This window comes from Micromonospora sp. NPDC053740 (genome assembly GCF_040677775.1).
Taxonomy (GTDB): Bacteria; Actinomycetota; Actinomycetes; order Mycobacteriales; family Micromonosporaceae; genus Micromonospora; species Micromonospora alfalfae.
Map to the genome: position 1 here is coordinate 439,213 of NZ_JBFASO010000005.1, position 13,328 is coordinate 452,540.

General features: G+C 71.4%; 12 protein-coding genes. 3 read left to right on the plus strand and 9 right to left on the minus strand.

What is annotated here, in order from left to right; translation table 11 throughout:
* Positions 1-5 precede the first annotated feature (5 nt).
* The 3 genes from thyX to AB0K35_RS17155 all read right to left on the minus strand — a co-directional run bounded on the left by thyX (position 6) and on the right by AB0K35_RS17155 (position 3,457).
* On the minus strand, positions 6-746 hold the full coding sequence (gene thyX, locus AB0K35_RS17145) for an FAD-dependent thymidylate synthase (protein ID WP_363886162.1): 741 nt from the start codon (positions 744-746) through the stop codon (positions 6-8).
* A gap of 823 nt (positions 747-1,569) precedes the next feature.
* Positions 1,570-2,223 (minus strand): DUF2752 domain-containing protein, encoded by a 654-nt coding sequence (locus tag AB0K35_RS17150; RefSeq protein WP_363886118.1) that lies wholly within the window; start codon positions 2,221-2,223, stop codon positions 1,570-1,572.
* 4 nt (positions 2,224-2,227) lie between these two features.
* On the minus strand, positions 2,228-3,457 hold the full coding sequence (locus AB0K35_RS17155; RefSeq protein WP_363886121.1) for a crosslink repair DNA glycosylase YcaQ family protein: 1,230 nt from the start codon (positions 3,455-3,457) through the stop codon (positions 2,228-2,230).
* Between the two features lie 79 nt (positions 3,458-3,536).
* Between AB0K35_RS17155 and AB0K35_RS17160 the strand changes: the two genes are divergently transcribed.
* On the plus strand, positions 3,537-4,088 hold the full coding sequence (locus tag AB0K35_RS17160; protein ID WP_238671768.1) for a GNAT family N-acetyltransferase: 552 nt from the start codon (positions 3,537-3,539) through the stop codon (positions 4,086-4,088).
* Here AB0K35_RS17160 and AB0K35_RS17165 read toward each other — a convergent pair.
* Positions 3,987-5,261 (minus strand): glycosyltransferase 87 family protein, encoded by a 1,275-nt coding sequence (locus tag AB0K35_RS17165; protein WP_238671767.1) that lies wholly within the window; start codon positions 5,259-5,261, stop codon positions 3,987-3,989. The genes AB0K35_RS17160 and AB0K35_RS17165 overlap by 102 nt on opposite strands.
* A gap of 35 nt (positions 5,262-5,296) precedes the next feature.
* On the opposite strand from AB0K35_RS17165, the gene AB0K35_RS17170 reads away from it, so the two are divergent.
* Positions 5,297-5,872, plus strand: coding sequence for a GNAT family N-acetyltransferase (locus tag AB0K35_RS17170; RefSeq protein WP_238671766.1), 576 nt, complete (start codon positions 5,297-5,299; stop codon positions 5,870-5,872).
* A 43-nt stretch (positions 5,873-5,915) separates the two neighbouring features.
* On the opposite strand, the gene AB0K35_RS17175 is transcribed toward AB0K35_RS17170, so the two are convergent.
* The 4 genes from AB0K35_RS17175 to AB0K35_RS17190 form a co-directional block, all read right to left on the minus strand.
* Positions 5,916-6,803: a carbohydrate ABC transporter permease gene (locus AB0K35_RS17175; protein ID WP_363886126.1), complete on the minus strand. Its 888-nt coding sequence runs from the start codon at positions 6,801-6,803 to the stop codon at positions 5,916-5,918.
* A 1-nt stretch (position 6,804) separates the two neighbouring features.
* On the minus strand, positions 6,805-7,926 hold the full coding sequence (locus AB0K35_RS17180; RefSeq protein ID WP_363886128.1) for a sugar ABC transporter permease: 1,122 nt from the start codon (positions 7,924-7,926) through the stop codon (positions 6,805-6,807).
* A gap of 72 nt (positions 7,927-7,998) precedes the next feature.
* Positions 7,999-9,249: an extracellular solute-binding protein gene (locus AB0K35_RS17185; protein ID WP_363886130.1), complete on the minus strand. Its 1,251-nt coding sequence runs from the start codon at positions 9,247-9,249 to the stop codon at positions 7,999-8,001.
* 24 nt (positions 9,250-9,273) lie between these two features.
* Entirely contained in the window at positions 9,274-10,263 is a 990-nt protein-coding gene (locus AB0K35_RS17190; RefSeq protein ID WP_363886133.1) for a LacI family DNA-binding transcriptional regulator, read from the minus strand.
* Positions 10,264-10,408: 145 nt separating this feature from the next.
* On the opposite strand from AB0K35_RS17190, the gene AB0K35_RS17195 reads away from it, so the two are divergent.
* A complete protein-coding gene (locus tag AB0K35_RS17195; protein WP_238671761.1) occupies positions 10,409-12,520 on the plus strand; it encodes a glycogen debranching N-terminal domain-containing protein in 2,112 nt (703 codons plus the stop codon).
* A gap of 187 nt (positions 12,521-12,707) precedes the next feature.
* On the opposite strand, the gene AB0K35_RS17200 is transcribed toward AB0K35_RS17195, so the two are convergent.
* On the minus strand, positions 12,708-13,178 hold the full coding sequence (locus AB0K35_RS17200; RefSeq protein ID WP_363886137.1) for a GNAT family N-acetyltransferase: 471 nt from the start codon (positions 13,176-13,178) through the stop codon (positions 12,708-12,710).
* Positions 13,179-13,328: the final 150 nt, after the last annotated feature.

Sequence of the window (13,328 nt, forward strand, 5' to 3'; positions counted from 1 at the left end):
AGGGCTCAGGACGCCTCGTGCGGGCTGGCCGCCACGTCGGTGCCGTCCGGCAGCGTGGTGATCGCGAAGTCGGCGAACACGTTCGGGGCGACCCCCTGGAGCTGGCGCAGGCACTCCACGGCCAGCTCACGGATCTCCACGTCGGCGTGCTCGGTGGCGCGCATCGCGATGAAGTGCCGCCAGGCCCGGTAGTTGCCGGAGACCACGATCCGGGTCTCGGTGGCGTTGGGCAGCACCGCGCGGGCCGCCTGCCGGGCCTGCTTGCGGCGCAGGGTCGGGTTCGGTTCGTCGGAGAAGCGCTGCTCGAGGCCCTCCAGCAACTCGGTGTACGCCCGAACGCTCGCCTCGGCGGCCTCCACGAACTTCTTGTGCAGCTCGGGGTCGTCGGCGATGACGGCCGGCTCGACCATTGCCGCGTCCCGCTCCGGGACGTAGCGCTGCGACAGCTGGGAGTACGAGAAGTGCCGGTGCCGGATCAGCTCGTGGGTGAACGAGCGGGACACCCCCGTGAAGTAGAAGGTGACCGACCCGTGCTCCAGCACCGAGAGGTGCCCGACCTCGAGGATGTGCGCCAGGTAGCCGGCGTTGGTGGCGGTCGCCGGGTTCGGCTTCTTCCACGACTGGTAGCAGGCCCGACCGGCGAATTCGGCCAGCGCCTGGCCGCCCTCAGCGTCGGTCGACCACGGCACGTCGTCCGGGGCCGCGAATTGGGTCCACGCGATCAACTTGACCTGGGGCTGCACCATGTCCGGCATTCCTGGGACTTTAGTGGTGGGGTGCCGCCCAACCCAACTCAGGCGCGCCCCGTGCAATGTCGATCACTCAGACAGCACCGAACCCGCCGCCGCCCCCGGGACGTTGTCGGAGGCGGGGTCCGAGGTCTGGGTCTGGGTCCGGGTCCGGGTCCGAGGTCCGAGGTCCGGGTCCGAGGTCCGGGTCTGGGTCCGAGGCCGAGGCCGAGGCCGAGGCATCGGCATCGGCATCGAGGCCGGAGCGGACAGTTCCATTGGCGTCCTTTGGAGCTGAATCGTTGGCGACATCAGCCCCGGCGGGTGGGCCGCCGAAGCCGGCGGCCGAGGCCCGAGCGCCGCTCCCCCAAGCGACCCGAGCGACCCGAGCGAGCCGAGCGAGCCGAGCGATCGGGGCCGAACGAGCCGAGCGACCGGGGCCCGAGCGGCCTCGCAGCCGTCTCCGCTCGCAAGATCGCGCAACATCATGGATGTAGTGGCATCCGTCTTGCCCGACCCCACTACATCCAGGATCGAGCGCGATCTTGGGGCGAGGGGCGTCGGCCGCCGTGCGCCGCGAACGCGGCTGTGCAGCTGCTCAGTGGGTGATCGACACGGGTTCCTGAAAGTCGCGCTATCCGGGTCGGGTGGATGGTCCGATTTTCCGGATGCCGAGTCGATCATGGGTGGTGGGCGCGCTGAAGGAGTCCCCCTGATGTCGTAAACGAATCAGGTCCAAAGGACGCCCGAACAGCGCCATCCGCCCGAGCCCCGGCGTCCGGGCAGCGGCGCGTCCGGGCAGCGGCGCGTCCGGGCAGCGACGCGGCGGACGGGGACGCGGTCAGACGTAGAGCGAGGTGAACGGCGCCCAGGGCAGGTTGCGTAGCACCGAGAAGGCCAGCCACGCGGCCAGGAAACCGCCGATGACCTTCGAGCTGATCCGCAGCTCGGGCAGTCGCCAACCGAACGCCTGGTTTCCCGCCCAGGCCACGAAGAGGTACGCGAGGAACGGCAGCGCGAAGACGAACAGGAAGTGGTGCCGGGCGGCGGCCGGCAGGTCGCCGTGCAGCACGTACCAGAGCGCGCGGGTGCCACCGCAGCCCGGGCAGTCCAGCCCGGTGGTCAACTTGAGCAGGCAGGTGGGCGCTGCGTCCGGGTCGGCGTAGGTCGGGTTGCTGAGCAGCGCGTAACTCATGCCGATGGCGACGCAGCCGACTGCGGCCAGCGGCACTGCCCAGCGCGGGGAACGTTCGTAGAGTCGCAACACGAACCGGGTGAGCCGGTCCGGCTCGGGCGCCGGGTAGCCGCCCGGCGGGGTGGTCGGCCAACCCTCCGGACCCGAGCCGCCGGGACCGAAACCGCCGGGACCCGCGCCGGCGGGAACGAAACCGCCGGGACCCGCGCCGGCGGGACCCGTTCCACCGTCGGCCGGCGCCGTGTGGACCGCGCCGGGGGCGGGGTGCGGCTGGTCGACCGGTCCGGGAGCGCTCGTCACGCGCTCACGGTACACCGGACACACCGGCCAACGCGGCGGTGAGCGGACCGGCCAGATCGCCGGCCGCTGGTGGGGCCACCGCGTCCAGGCCGAGCCAGCCGGCGAGGCGGTACAGCTCGGCGGCGAGCGCGACGGCGGTCTCCCCCGGGTCGGCGCCGGGTTCGAGCCAGGCGGCCGGCACCAGCAGCACCCCGGCCTTCCGGTCGGCCTTCAGATCGACCCGGGCGGTGAACCGGTCGCCCTGCAGGAACGGCAGCACGTAGTAGCCGTAGACCCGCTGTGGCGCCGGGACGTAGATCTCGATCCGGTAGCTGAAGTTGAACAGTCGCTCGGTGCGGGCACGTTCCCAGATCAGCGGATCGAAGGGGCTGACCAGTGTGTTGCCCCGCACCCAGCGGGGCAGCCGGGCGGACGCGTGCAGCCACGCCGGCTGCCGCCAGCCCGCCACGGTGACCGGCACCAGCTCACCGGCCTCGGCCAGCTCCGCGACGGCCTGCCGGGCGCCGGCCAGCGGCAACCGGAAGTAGTCGCGCAGCTCTGGCTCGGCGGCGACCCCGAGGGACCGCGCGGCGAGGGAAACCAGCGTCCGGTACGCCTCGGCGTCGGTGGGGGTGGGCGCGGCCAGCACTGCTGCGGGCAGCACCCGCTCGGGCAGGTCGTAGCGGCGGGCGAAGGAGGTGCTGCGCTCGGCGGCGGTCACCTCCCCGGCCCAGAACAGGAACTCCAACGCCCGCTTGACCGCCGACCAGTTCCAACCCCAGTTGCCGGTTTCGCGGGGAGCGTCGTGCTCGATCTCGGCGGCGGTCAGCGGCCCCCGGGCGGCCACTTCGTCCCGCACCCAGGCGACCAGCTCAGGCTGCTCCTGGGCGATCCGCCGCATGCCGCCCCAGGATTCGCTGTGCGCGCGGGCCATCCGCCAGCGCAGCGTCGGGTGCAGCTCCACCGGGACCAGCGACGCCTCATGGCCCCAGTATTCGAACAGCTCACGCGGGCGTCGGTAGGCGGCCTGGTCGAGCAACGTGGTCGGGTAGGGCCCGAGCCGGCTGTAGAGCGGCAGGTAGTGCGCCCGTTGCAGCACGTTGACCGAGTCCATCTGGATCAGCCCGACCCGGCCCAGCACGCGACGCAGGTGCCGGCGGGTGGGCACGCCCGTCGGCGCCGGGTCGGCGAAGCCCTGGGCGGCGAGCGCCACGCGGCGGGCCTGGGCGAGCGAGAGCGATTCCGGTGCGGTCATCGTCGGCGACATTAATTCATCGGTACGACGCCGGTGCGGGAAGCTGGACGTGACGACCAACGGGGCATAGAACGGTGCAATGCTGACCATCCGTCGGGAGGAGCCGGACGACGCCGAGGCGGTCGCCCGGGTACACGTGCACGGCTGGCAGGCGGGCTACGCCGGCTTCATGCCGGACGAGGTGCTCGGTCGGCTCAACGTGGTGGCCTGGGCGCAGCGTCGTCGCGACGTCGGCACCGCCGATCCGGAACACCCGTTCACCACAGTGCTCGGCGAGGTGGACGGGTTGGTAGTGGGCTTCACCACCTTCGGGCCGTACCGTCGCAACCAGGATCGGGACGACCTGGACCCGACGGTCGGCGAGGTGGTGGCGCTCTACGTGGAGCCGGCCCACTGGGGTGACGGGACCGCGGCGGCGTTGCTGGACGCGGCCCGGAGCGGGCTCACCGAGCGGGGTTGGGCCGGCTACCGGGCGTGGGTGCTGGCGGACAACCGGCGGGCCCGGCGTTTCTGCGAGCGCGTCGGCCTGTCACCGGACGGTGAGCGGTCGACCTACCAGGTGCCGCTGGCCGGTGGGGGCCTGCCGGTCGGGCTGGTCGAGCTGCGGTACGCCGGACGCCTCGACCGCTGACCCGTTCGGGGTCAGCCACCGGCGGATCGGCAGGAAGGCCAGCAACGCGAGACTGACCCACACGTAGGCGTTGCTGCCCAGGAAGCCGTCGACGCCGGTGAAGTCCTTCTCCCAGAGCCAGACGGTCCGGCTGATCAGCACCGCGTACCCGATGGTCGCGGCGGCCAGCAGGACCTGCCGTCGGCGGCCGGCCGGCGCGGCCATCGCGTTGTCGACAAGCAGGATCAGGGCGGGCAGCAGCCAGACCAGGTGGTGCACCCAGGTGACCGGGCTGACCAGGCACATCACCGCGCCGGTCAGCGCCAGGCCGGTGGCCTCGTCGCCGGCCACGACGGCGGCCCGGGAGCGCCAGGCCCAGAGTGCCAGGGTGCCGAGCACGAGCAGCAGCCACAGCACTGTGCTCGGGTGCTCCGGGTCGAGCCGGGCGACCACCCCGCGCAGCGACTGGTTGGAGACGAAGGCCAGTTCGCCCACCCGCCCGGTGTTCCACAGCGCCTCGGTCCAGAACTCCCGGGACGCGTCAGGGAAGAGCGCGGCGGCCAGCAGCGACACACCGCCGGCCGTGCCGCTGGCGGTGAGCGCCGCCCGCCACCGCCCGGTCACCAGCAGGTAGACGATGAACACGCCAGGGGTCAGTTTGATCGCCGTGGCGAGGCCGATGCCCACACCGGCCCACCGGTTTCCGGCCGGCAGCAGCCGCAGCAGATCCACCGCCACCAGGAAGAGCAGCAGCGTGTTGACCTGGCCGAAGTTGACAGTCTCCCGCATCGGTTCGAACGCGGCGGCCAGGCAGAGCGCCACGGCGAGGGCGAACCACCGGGTCCAGCCGGCGCGGCGGGCGATCGGGTCGACCAGCCACCAGATCAGCACCGCTGTGGTGGCCACGCTGGCGAGCACGCTCACCACGATCGCGGCCGTCCACGGCAGGTACGCCATCGGCAGCATCACCAGCGCGGCGAACGGCGGATAGGTGAAGCCGTACTGGGTGCCCGGCTTGAGGTAGTCGTAGATCTCCCCGCCGTCGTGCACCCACCAGGTCAACGCGCCGTAGTAGACCTTCAGGTCGAAGAACCCGTGCCGGACGGCGGCGACGGCGAGGAACCCGGTGACCGCCGCGGCGAGCACCACCACCCCGACGACCTGCGCGGTTGTCCTGTTGGCACCCTGCGCCACCGTCGTCTCCCTCGCCCTGCGTAGGCTTCCGTCCCATGGCTCTCGGGTACGTCCGCCCGGCGCGTCCCGAGGACGCCGGCGAGATCGCACGCATCCAGCTCGCGACCTGGCGGGTCGCGTACCGCCGGATCCTTCCTCGGCATGTGCTCGACAACCTGGACGAGGCGTTCCTCGCCCGGCGGTGGAGCGCCGCGGTGCTGGAGCCGCCCTCGGGCGCGCACCGGGTGCTGGTCGCCGTCGAACAGGCCGAGCAATCGTATCTGGTGGGGTTCGCCGCCTCCGGCCCGGCCGACGGCGAGGCGTTGGCCCCGGGTGAGCCGGCCGAGGCGCTCGGCCCGGACGTGGCGGCGGTGACCGACCTGCTGGTGGAGCCGCGGTGGGGCCGGCGGGGGCACGGCAGTCGGCTGCTCGCCGCCGCCGTCGACCTGTGGCGGGAGGACGGGATGAGTCGGGCGGTGGCCTGGGCGTTCGAGGGTGACGAGGCGACCCGGAAGTTCCTGACCAGCACCGGTTGGGAGCTCGACGGGGCGGCCCGGGCGCTGGACGTCGACGACATGCTGGTGCCTCAGGTGCGCCTGCACGTGGCCGTTCCGGCCGAGAAGGTCGAGTGACAGGTGCGGCGGTCCCGAGGTCGGGGCCGCCGCACCGACCGGATCAGCCCTTGTCGGAGCCGTCGTTGGCGTCGCGGACGAAGTACCGCTGGAACACCACGAAGATGATCGCCACCGGGATGGTGGCCAGCAGCGCGGCGCCGAGCTTGAGCGGGTACTGGGTGCCCTTGCCGAGCGAGCCGCTGACCAGGTCGGCCAACCCGCGCGGCAGGGTGAACAGGTCCGGGTCCTGCACAGACACCAGGCTGTGCGGGAACTCGTTCCAGGAGCCCTGGAACGACAGGATGGTGAGGGTGATCAGCGCCGGTTTCGCCATCGGCAGCACCACCGACCAGAAGGTACGGAAGATGCTCGCCCCGTCGATCCGGGCAGCCTCCTCGACACTCACCGGAATCGATTCGAAGAACTGTTTCATGATGAACACGCCCGCCGCGTCGGCCAGCAGCGGCACCACCAGACCGGCGTAGCTGTTGTAGAGGCCGAGTTGGTTGAGCACCAGGAACTTCGGGATCAGCAGCACCACCCCGGGGACCGCCATCACCGCGATGACGGCGGCGAAGAGTCCGCCCCGGCCGCGGAACCGCAGCCGGGCCAGCGCGTACCCGGCGAGCGAGTCGAAGAAGACCCGGCCGATGGTGACCAGCACCGTCACCAGCAGCGAGTTGCCCAGCCACAGCGGGAAGTTGGTGCCGGCGAAGATCCGTTCGAAGCCGGCCAGCGTGAGCGGGTCCGGGAACGGTGAGAGCGGGTTCGCCGCGGCGTCGGGGTCGGTCTTGAGCGCGTTGCCGATCTGGATGACGAACGGGTAGAGGAACACCAGCCCGAAGAAGACCAGGGTGGCGTACCCCAGGAAGCGGGTGGCCAGGGTGCGGGCCGTGCGCTGGTGACGCCGGGCGGGCGTCGCCGCCGGGTGGTCGGTGAGCACTGCCATCTCAGGACCCTTCCGGTACGCGCCGACGCCGCCAGCCGCGGCGCGGCCGGTCGGTGTTCCGCTCGGCCAGCGCCCGGCGCTGGATCAGTGTGAGCACGATGATGATCAGGAACAGCACGAACGAGATGGCCGCGCCGGAGCCGTAGTCGAAGTCCCGGAAGGCGGTCCGGTACGACAGGTACGCCGGAGTGAGCGTGGTCTTGGCCGGGTCGCCCTGGCTCATCACGTACACCTGGTCGAAGACCTGCCAGGAGCCGATCATGCCGAGGGTGAGCACCAGGAACATGGTGGGCCTGATCATCGGCAGGGTGACGTACCGGAAGCGCTGCCATCGGGACGCGCCGTCGAGGGTGCTCGCCTCGTCCAGGGTTACCGGCACGTTCTGCAACCCGGCCAGGAACATCAGCATGAAGGTGCCGGAGGTGGTCCAGACAACCAACGTGATGATCGAGATCATCGCCACGCTCGGGCCGGCCAACCAGTCCCACCAGGTCAACCCGAACGGGCCGCCGTCGGCCAGTGCCGCCGGTGGCGAGTCGACGCCGACCGCGCCGAACAACAGGTGCAGCACCCCCCGGGAGTCGGCGAACCACTCCGGGCCGTCGATCCCGACGAAGCCGAGCAGCGCGTTCACCGCGCCGGAGTTGGCGAAGAGGAACAGGAACACCACGCTGATCGCGACCGAGCTGGTCACCGAGGGGAAGTAGAAGGCGCTGCGGAAGAAGCTCTTGCCTTTGAGCACCCGGTTGTTGACTACCAACGCCAGCCCGAGCGCGAGCACCGTCTGCGCCGGCACCACTATCGCCACGTAGTAGATGTTGTTGCGGATGCTGGTCATGAAGTCGCGGCGGGCCAGCCCGTCCTCGGTGAACAACTGGGTGTAGTTGTGCCCGCCAACGAACGGGACGTCGCCGGTGAAGGGGCTGCCCTGGCCGTTCCAGTCGGTCAGGCTGACCCAGAGCGCCATCAGGATCGGCAGCAGCAGGAACAACCCCAGGATGACGATCACCGGCGCGACGAAGAGCCAGCCGGCGAGGTTCTCGTTGCTCCGGATGCCGCCCCTGCGTCGGCGCGGGCCGCCCTCGCCCGCGGTCGCCTCGGCGGTCAGTGTCTCGGTTGCCATCTTCCCTCCCTTCCTCTCTCGGGCCGACGTGCGGCGGGGGCCCCGGTGCTCGCCGGGGCCCCCGCCGTCACCTCAGCTGCCGCCGAGCGCCGCCTTGGCGTTCTTGTCGAAGCTCTGCAGCACCGTCTTCGGGTCGCCGTTGGCCAACCCCTGCAGACCGGTGTCGAGGTCCTTGAGGACGCTGTCCATCTTCGGGGCGTTCACCGGGCCCTGGGCGTACGCGGCGCCGTCGATGAACACCTTGTCCGCCGGGAAGGCGGCGGTGTACTGGTCGCGGGCCGACTGGCGGGACGGCATCACACCGAACGCCTTTGCGAAGGTCATCTGCTGCTCACCGCTGGTCATCGCCTCGACGAACTTGATCGCCTGGTCCTTGTACTTGCTCTTCGCGGCGATGCCCCAGCACTGGGTGAAGGAGAGGGTTCCCTGCCCCTTGGGGCCGGCCGGCAGCGCCACGACCTTGTACTTCACGTTCGGGAAGTCGTTCTGCAGAGCACCCTTGATCCAGTTGCCCTCGATGGTCATCACGGCCTTGCCCTTGCCGAACGCCTCACCGGACCAGCCGGCGTCGAGCTGCTTCGGGTACTTGGCCAGTCCGGTGCTGAGCATGGTCTTGACGTACTGGAGGGCGGCGAGGTTCTCCGGGGTGTCCGCCGTGGGCTGCTTGCCGTCCTTGCTGACCAGCCAGCCGCCGTTCTGCACCATGAAGGCGCCGATCCGGTCCCGGGTGTCACCGAGCGCCACCGGGACCTGGCCCTTGGCCTTGATCTTCTGGGCGACGGCGGTGAGCTGCTCCCAGGTCGTCGGCACGTCGGCGTCGGTCAGCCCGGCCCTGGTCCACAGGTCGGTGTTGATCTGCAGGGCCAGTGTCGAGAAGTCCTTGGGCGCGCAGTAGAGCTTGCCGTCGTACGTGAAGGCGGTGCGCAGGCTCTCGTAGAAGTCGCCCGAGTTGCTGACCTTGTCGCCGTACGGCTCCAGGGCGCCGACGCTGGCGTAGTTGGCGAACTGGGCCGCGTCCACGTAGAAGACGTCCGGCGGGGTGCCGCCGGCGAGCGCCTGACCGAGTTGCTGGGTGAGGTCCTGCGCCGGGGTGACCGTCGCGGTGTTGCCGGAGCTGCCGGCCCATTTCGCGGCGGCGTCCTGCACGGCCTTGGTCTCGGCCTCGCCGGACGAGCCGATCAGGATCTGCAGGCTGGCCGGGCCGCTGGACTGGGCGGTGTCGCCGGAGGAGTCGTCGAAGCCGCTGCCGCAGGCGGCGGAGCCGAGGAGAGCGACGGCGGCGAGGCCGGCCACCGCTGCCCGGGTGATTGTTCGGGGTGCCATGGTTTCTCCTGGTGGGGGGTGGGACTACGCGGTGTGCCGCAGTGCCAGCGAGGGCTGGAGCAGCACGGGGGTGGGGGTCTCGTGGTCGCCGTCGAGGACCCCGGTGAGCAGGTCCACGCAGCGGGCGGCGGCGTCGCCGAGCGGTTGGCTGACGCTGGTCAGCCCGACCGCGGCGGCCACCGGTGTGTCGTCGAAGCCGATCACCGCCACCGGCGGGTCGATGCCGCGGATCGCCTGGAGAGCGCCGAGGGCGAGCGAGTCGCTGGCGCAGACCACGGCGCTCGGTGCCGCCGCGAGGAGCAGGTCACGCATCAGACGTTCGCCCTCGGCGATGCCGTCCTCGGTCTCCCGGTGCAGCCCGGTCGGGTCGATGCCGGCGGCACGCAGGGCGTCGCGCCAGCCGGCCCGCCGGTCGTCGCCGACGCCGGAGCCTTCCGGCCAGCCGACGAAGGCGATCCGCCGGTGGCCGGCGTCGAGCAGATGTCGGGTGGCCTGGGCGGTGCCGGCCGCGCCGTCCACGTCCACCCAGGGGTGCGCGTCGAGCGCGTCCCATGGGCGACCGAAGGTCACGAACGGCACGTCCCGGTCGGCGAGCCATTCGGTACGCGGGTCGCCGTACTTCGTGCCCACCAGCACGAACGCGTCCAACTCGTAGGTGCCGAGCAGGTCGCCGTAGGTGGCGATCTCCCGGTCGTCGTCGGTGGCGGTGTAGAGCAGGACCCGGTAGCCGGCGGCATCGGCGGTCTCGGTGAGGCCGTGCAGGAAGCGGTCGAGCACGGAGCCGTTGATGCCGTCGCGGGTCGGGTCGATCCGGGCGGCGATGAGGCGGGACCGGCCGGTGCGCATCTGCCGGGCGGCCTGGTTGGCCCGGTAACCGAGCGCGTTGATCGCGTCCTCGACCCGCTGACGGGTCTCCTGCCGCACGATGTGCGGGGCGTTGAGCACGTTGGACACCGTCTGCCGGCTGACTCGGGCGTGCCGGGCCACCGTCGCGATGGTCACCTTTTCGGCCACTTAATCCCTCTCGCCGTCTTGAACGATCCAATTTGGATAAGGCAGGATTGGATCGTTCAAGTTTCTGGAATGTTTCGCACTTTGCACCGCCAGGGGCGCGTTGTCAAGATGGCCGCCCCGCACCCCGAGGATCTGGAGCCACACCGTGATCGAACGCCAGCTGCAACCCCTCCTGCACGAGCTGGTCGGGGTGGTCCTCGCCCCGACCAGCGCGCTGGGGGACGCGACCGGGCAGATCCGCCCGACCGGCGTCCAGGGCGTCTTCCACGCCGACGCCCGGGTGCTCTCCCGCGCCGAGCTGCGGATCGACGAGCGGGAGCTCGAAGGGCTGGCCCGCGGCGACGACGGCCCGCACGGCGCACACTTCGTGAGCCTGGCCCGCTGGCTCGGTGACCCCACGCCCGACCCCACCGTCCGCGTCGACCGGCTCCGGCGGGCCACCCGCAACGGCCTCACCGAGGAACTGCGGATCGTCTCCACCGCCACTGTCGGCGTACGGGCCACCGTCACCGTCGACCTCGGCTGCGACCTGGCACCCATCGAGGTCGTCAAGTCCGGTGGGGCCACCGACGCGCTGCCGGCAACGACCGCTCGGCCCGGCACGCTCACCTGGTCGGGCACCGGGATCACCGTCACCGTCACCGCTCCGGGCGCCGACGTGCGCGCCGACGGCGAGCGGGCCACCACGCCCCGGCTGGCCTGGCCGGTCGACCTGCCGCCCGGCGGCGAGACCGTGCTGCGCTGGCAGTTGAGCGTCGACGACCCGCGCGCCGTCGTCGTCGGCCCGACCGGCGAGCCCGAGTGGTCCCGACCCGAGGTGAGCGCCGACGACCGACGGCTGACCCGACTGCTCGACCGCAGCCTGGACGACCTGCGCGGCCTGCGACTGGCCGAGACCGGCGCACCAGGTGACGTGTTCCTCGGCGCCGGGGTGCCCTGGTTCCTCACCCTGTTCGGCCGGGACAGCCTCTGGGCCGCAAGGATGATGCTGCCGCTCGGCACCGACCTGGCCGCCGGCACCCTGCGCGTGCTCGCCCGTCGGCAGGGCACCCGCGTCGACCCGGCGACCGGCGAGGCCCCCGGCAAGATCCTGCACGAGCTGCGCCGCCACGCGTTCGCCCTGCCCGACAACGGCCTGCGCCTTCCACCGGCGTACTACGGCACCGTCGACGCCACAATGCTCTGGGTGAACCTCCTGCACGACGCGTGGCGTTGGGGAATGCCCGCCGAGCAGATCGAGCCCCTGCTGCCGCACCTGGAGGCGGCGCTGCACTGGCTCGGCGAGCACGCCGACCCGGACGGCGACGGACTGGTCGAGTACATCGACACCACCGGACACGGCCTGTCCAACCAGGGCTGGAAGGACTCCGGCGACGCCGTCCGCTTCCACGACGGGTCCCTGGCCACCGCGCCGATCGTGCTGGCCGAGGTGCAGGGGTACGCGCACGAGGCCGCGGTGAACGGCGCCGCCCTGCTGGACGCCTTTGGCCGCCCGGGCGCCGACCGCTGGCGCGAGCACGCCGCCGCGCTGGTCGGCCGGTTCCGCAAGAGCTTCTGGGTCGACGGTCGCCACGGCCCGCAACCCGCGCTGGCCCTCGACCGCGACAAACGCCCGGTCGACTCGCTGACCAGCAACATCGGCCATCTGCTCGGCACCGGCCTGCTCGACCGGGACGAGGAGGCCCAGGTAGCGCGCCTGCTCACCACCGAAACGATGTCCGCCGGGTTCGGGCTACGCACCATGTCCAGCGACGACGCCGGATTCAGCCCGTTGTCGTACCACTGTGGCTCGATCTGGACCCACGACACCGCCATCGTGCTCGGCGGGCTGGCCCGGGCCGGGCACCGCGAGGCCGCGCTCGGTCTGGCCGAGGGGCTGCTCAGCGCGGCCGAGGCGTTCGACTACCGGATGCCGGAGCTGTACGGCGGCGACGACCGGGCGCAGGTGAGCCGCCCGGTGCCGTACCCGGCGTCGTGTCGACCGCAGGCGTGGGCCGCGACGGGCGCGGTGCTGCTGCTCCAGGCCGCCGCTGGGCTCTACCCGGACGTACCGGGCGGCACGGTGCGACTGGCACCCCTGGCGGGAGCAGAGCTCGGCGCCGTGGCGGTCGACGGCCTCCGCGTGGCCAACGCCCCGGTGCACGTCACTGTCGACCGCACTGGCGAAGCCACAGTCACCGGCCTCCCCACCCCACTGACCGCAACCCCGACCCTCCCCACCCAACGCCACCCCAAAACCCCAACCCGCCTCCCCTAACCACTCCCCCCACCCCGCCCCACCCCACCCCCGCCGGTCGATCATGGAGTTGTGGTGGGCGTCAGCACCCACAACTCCATGATCGACGTGGGCCAGGCCCGGTGAACCCCGCGATCTTGCGGTTTCGGTTGTCGGTATGGGGCGGTATGCCCCTTATGTGGGGACAGGAAGTGCAAGATCGCGGGGGTCAGGGGGTTCGTTCTGCGATCAGCTCGTCGTCGTCCACGGCGCCGGTGGGGTGGAAGCCCAGGGAGGTGTAGAGGGCGGCGGCTGGGGTGTTGTCGGGGTGGTACGACAGGCGGACCGGGGGGTTGCCGGCTCGGGCCGCCAGCCAGGGGGCCAGCGTCTGCACAGCGGCCCGGCCGACGCCCTGGCCCTGCTCCGCGGCGTCGATCAGCATCCCGCCGATCCAGTGCGAACCGTCGTCGTCCACGCCCCACATGACGTGCCCGACGACGGTTTCGTCGGCGTACACCGCGAGCGAGTTCCACACCTCGGAGCGAGTGCTCAGAAGCAGATAGCGCGCGCCCAGCGCGGCCACGAACCGGCGCTGGTCGTCGCGCGGGGCGACGTCGGCCACCGCCCGCCAGTTGTCGTCGTCGACCGGCCGCAGCGTCACTCGCCGCCCGGCCCGATCCAGGTGTCCCCCATTGATCATTCGCCGGATCCTACCCGGCCCGCGATCGTAGATCTTGGACACTTTCCGTCAGCTCGGCGGGCTCAACCGGTGGTTGCAACACTCTTCGGTGTTTGTCGTTGGGGTGGTTGTGGCGTCGAGGTTGAGTCCGCTGGAGCGGGAGCAGATTGG

Coding starts and splice junctions, on each gene's coding strand:
- thyX (WP_363886162.1), bottom strand. CDS start 746: ATGGTGCAGCCCCAGGTCAAGTTGATCGCGTGGACCCAATTCGCGGCC.
- AB0K35_RS17155 (WP_363886121.1), bottom strand. CDS start 3,457: ATGACCGCACCGGAATCGCTCTCGCTCGCCCAGGCCCGCCGCGTGGCG.
- AB0K35_RS17160 (WP_238671768.1), top strand. CDS start 3,537: ATGCTGACCATCCGTCGGGAGGAGCCGGACGACGCCGAGGCGGTCGCC.
- AB0K35_RS17170 (WP_238671766.1), top strand. CDS start 5,297: ATGGCTCTCGGGTACGTCCGCCCGGCGCGTCCCGAGGACGCCGGCGAG.
- AB0K35_RS17175 (WP_363886126.1), bottom strand. CDS start 6,803: ATGGCAGTGCTCACCGACCACCCGGCGGCGACGCCCGCCCGGCGTCAC.
- AB0K35_RS17180 (WP_363886128.1), bottom strand. CDS start 7,926: ATGGCAACCGAGACACTGACCGCCGAGGCGACCGCGGGCGAGGGCGGC.
- AB0K35_RS17185 (WP_363886130.1), bottom strand. CDS start 9,249: ATGGCACCCCGAACAATCACCCGGGCAGCGGTGGCCGGCCTCGCCGCC.
- AB0K35_RS17200 (WP_363886137.1), bottom strand. CDS start 13,178: ATGATCAATGGGGGACACCTGGATCGGGCCGGGCGGCGAGTGACGCTG.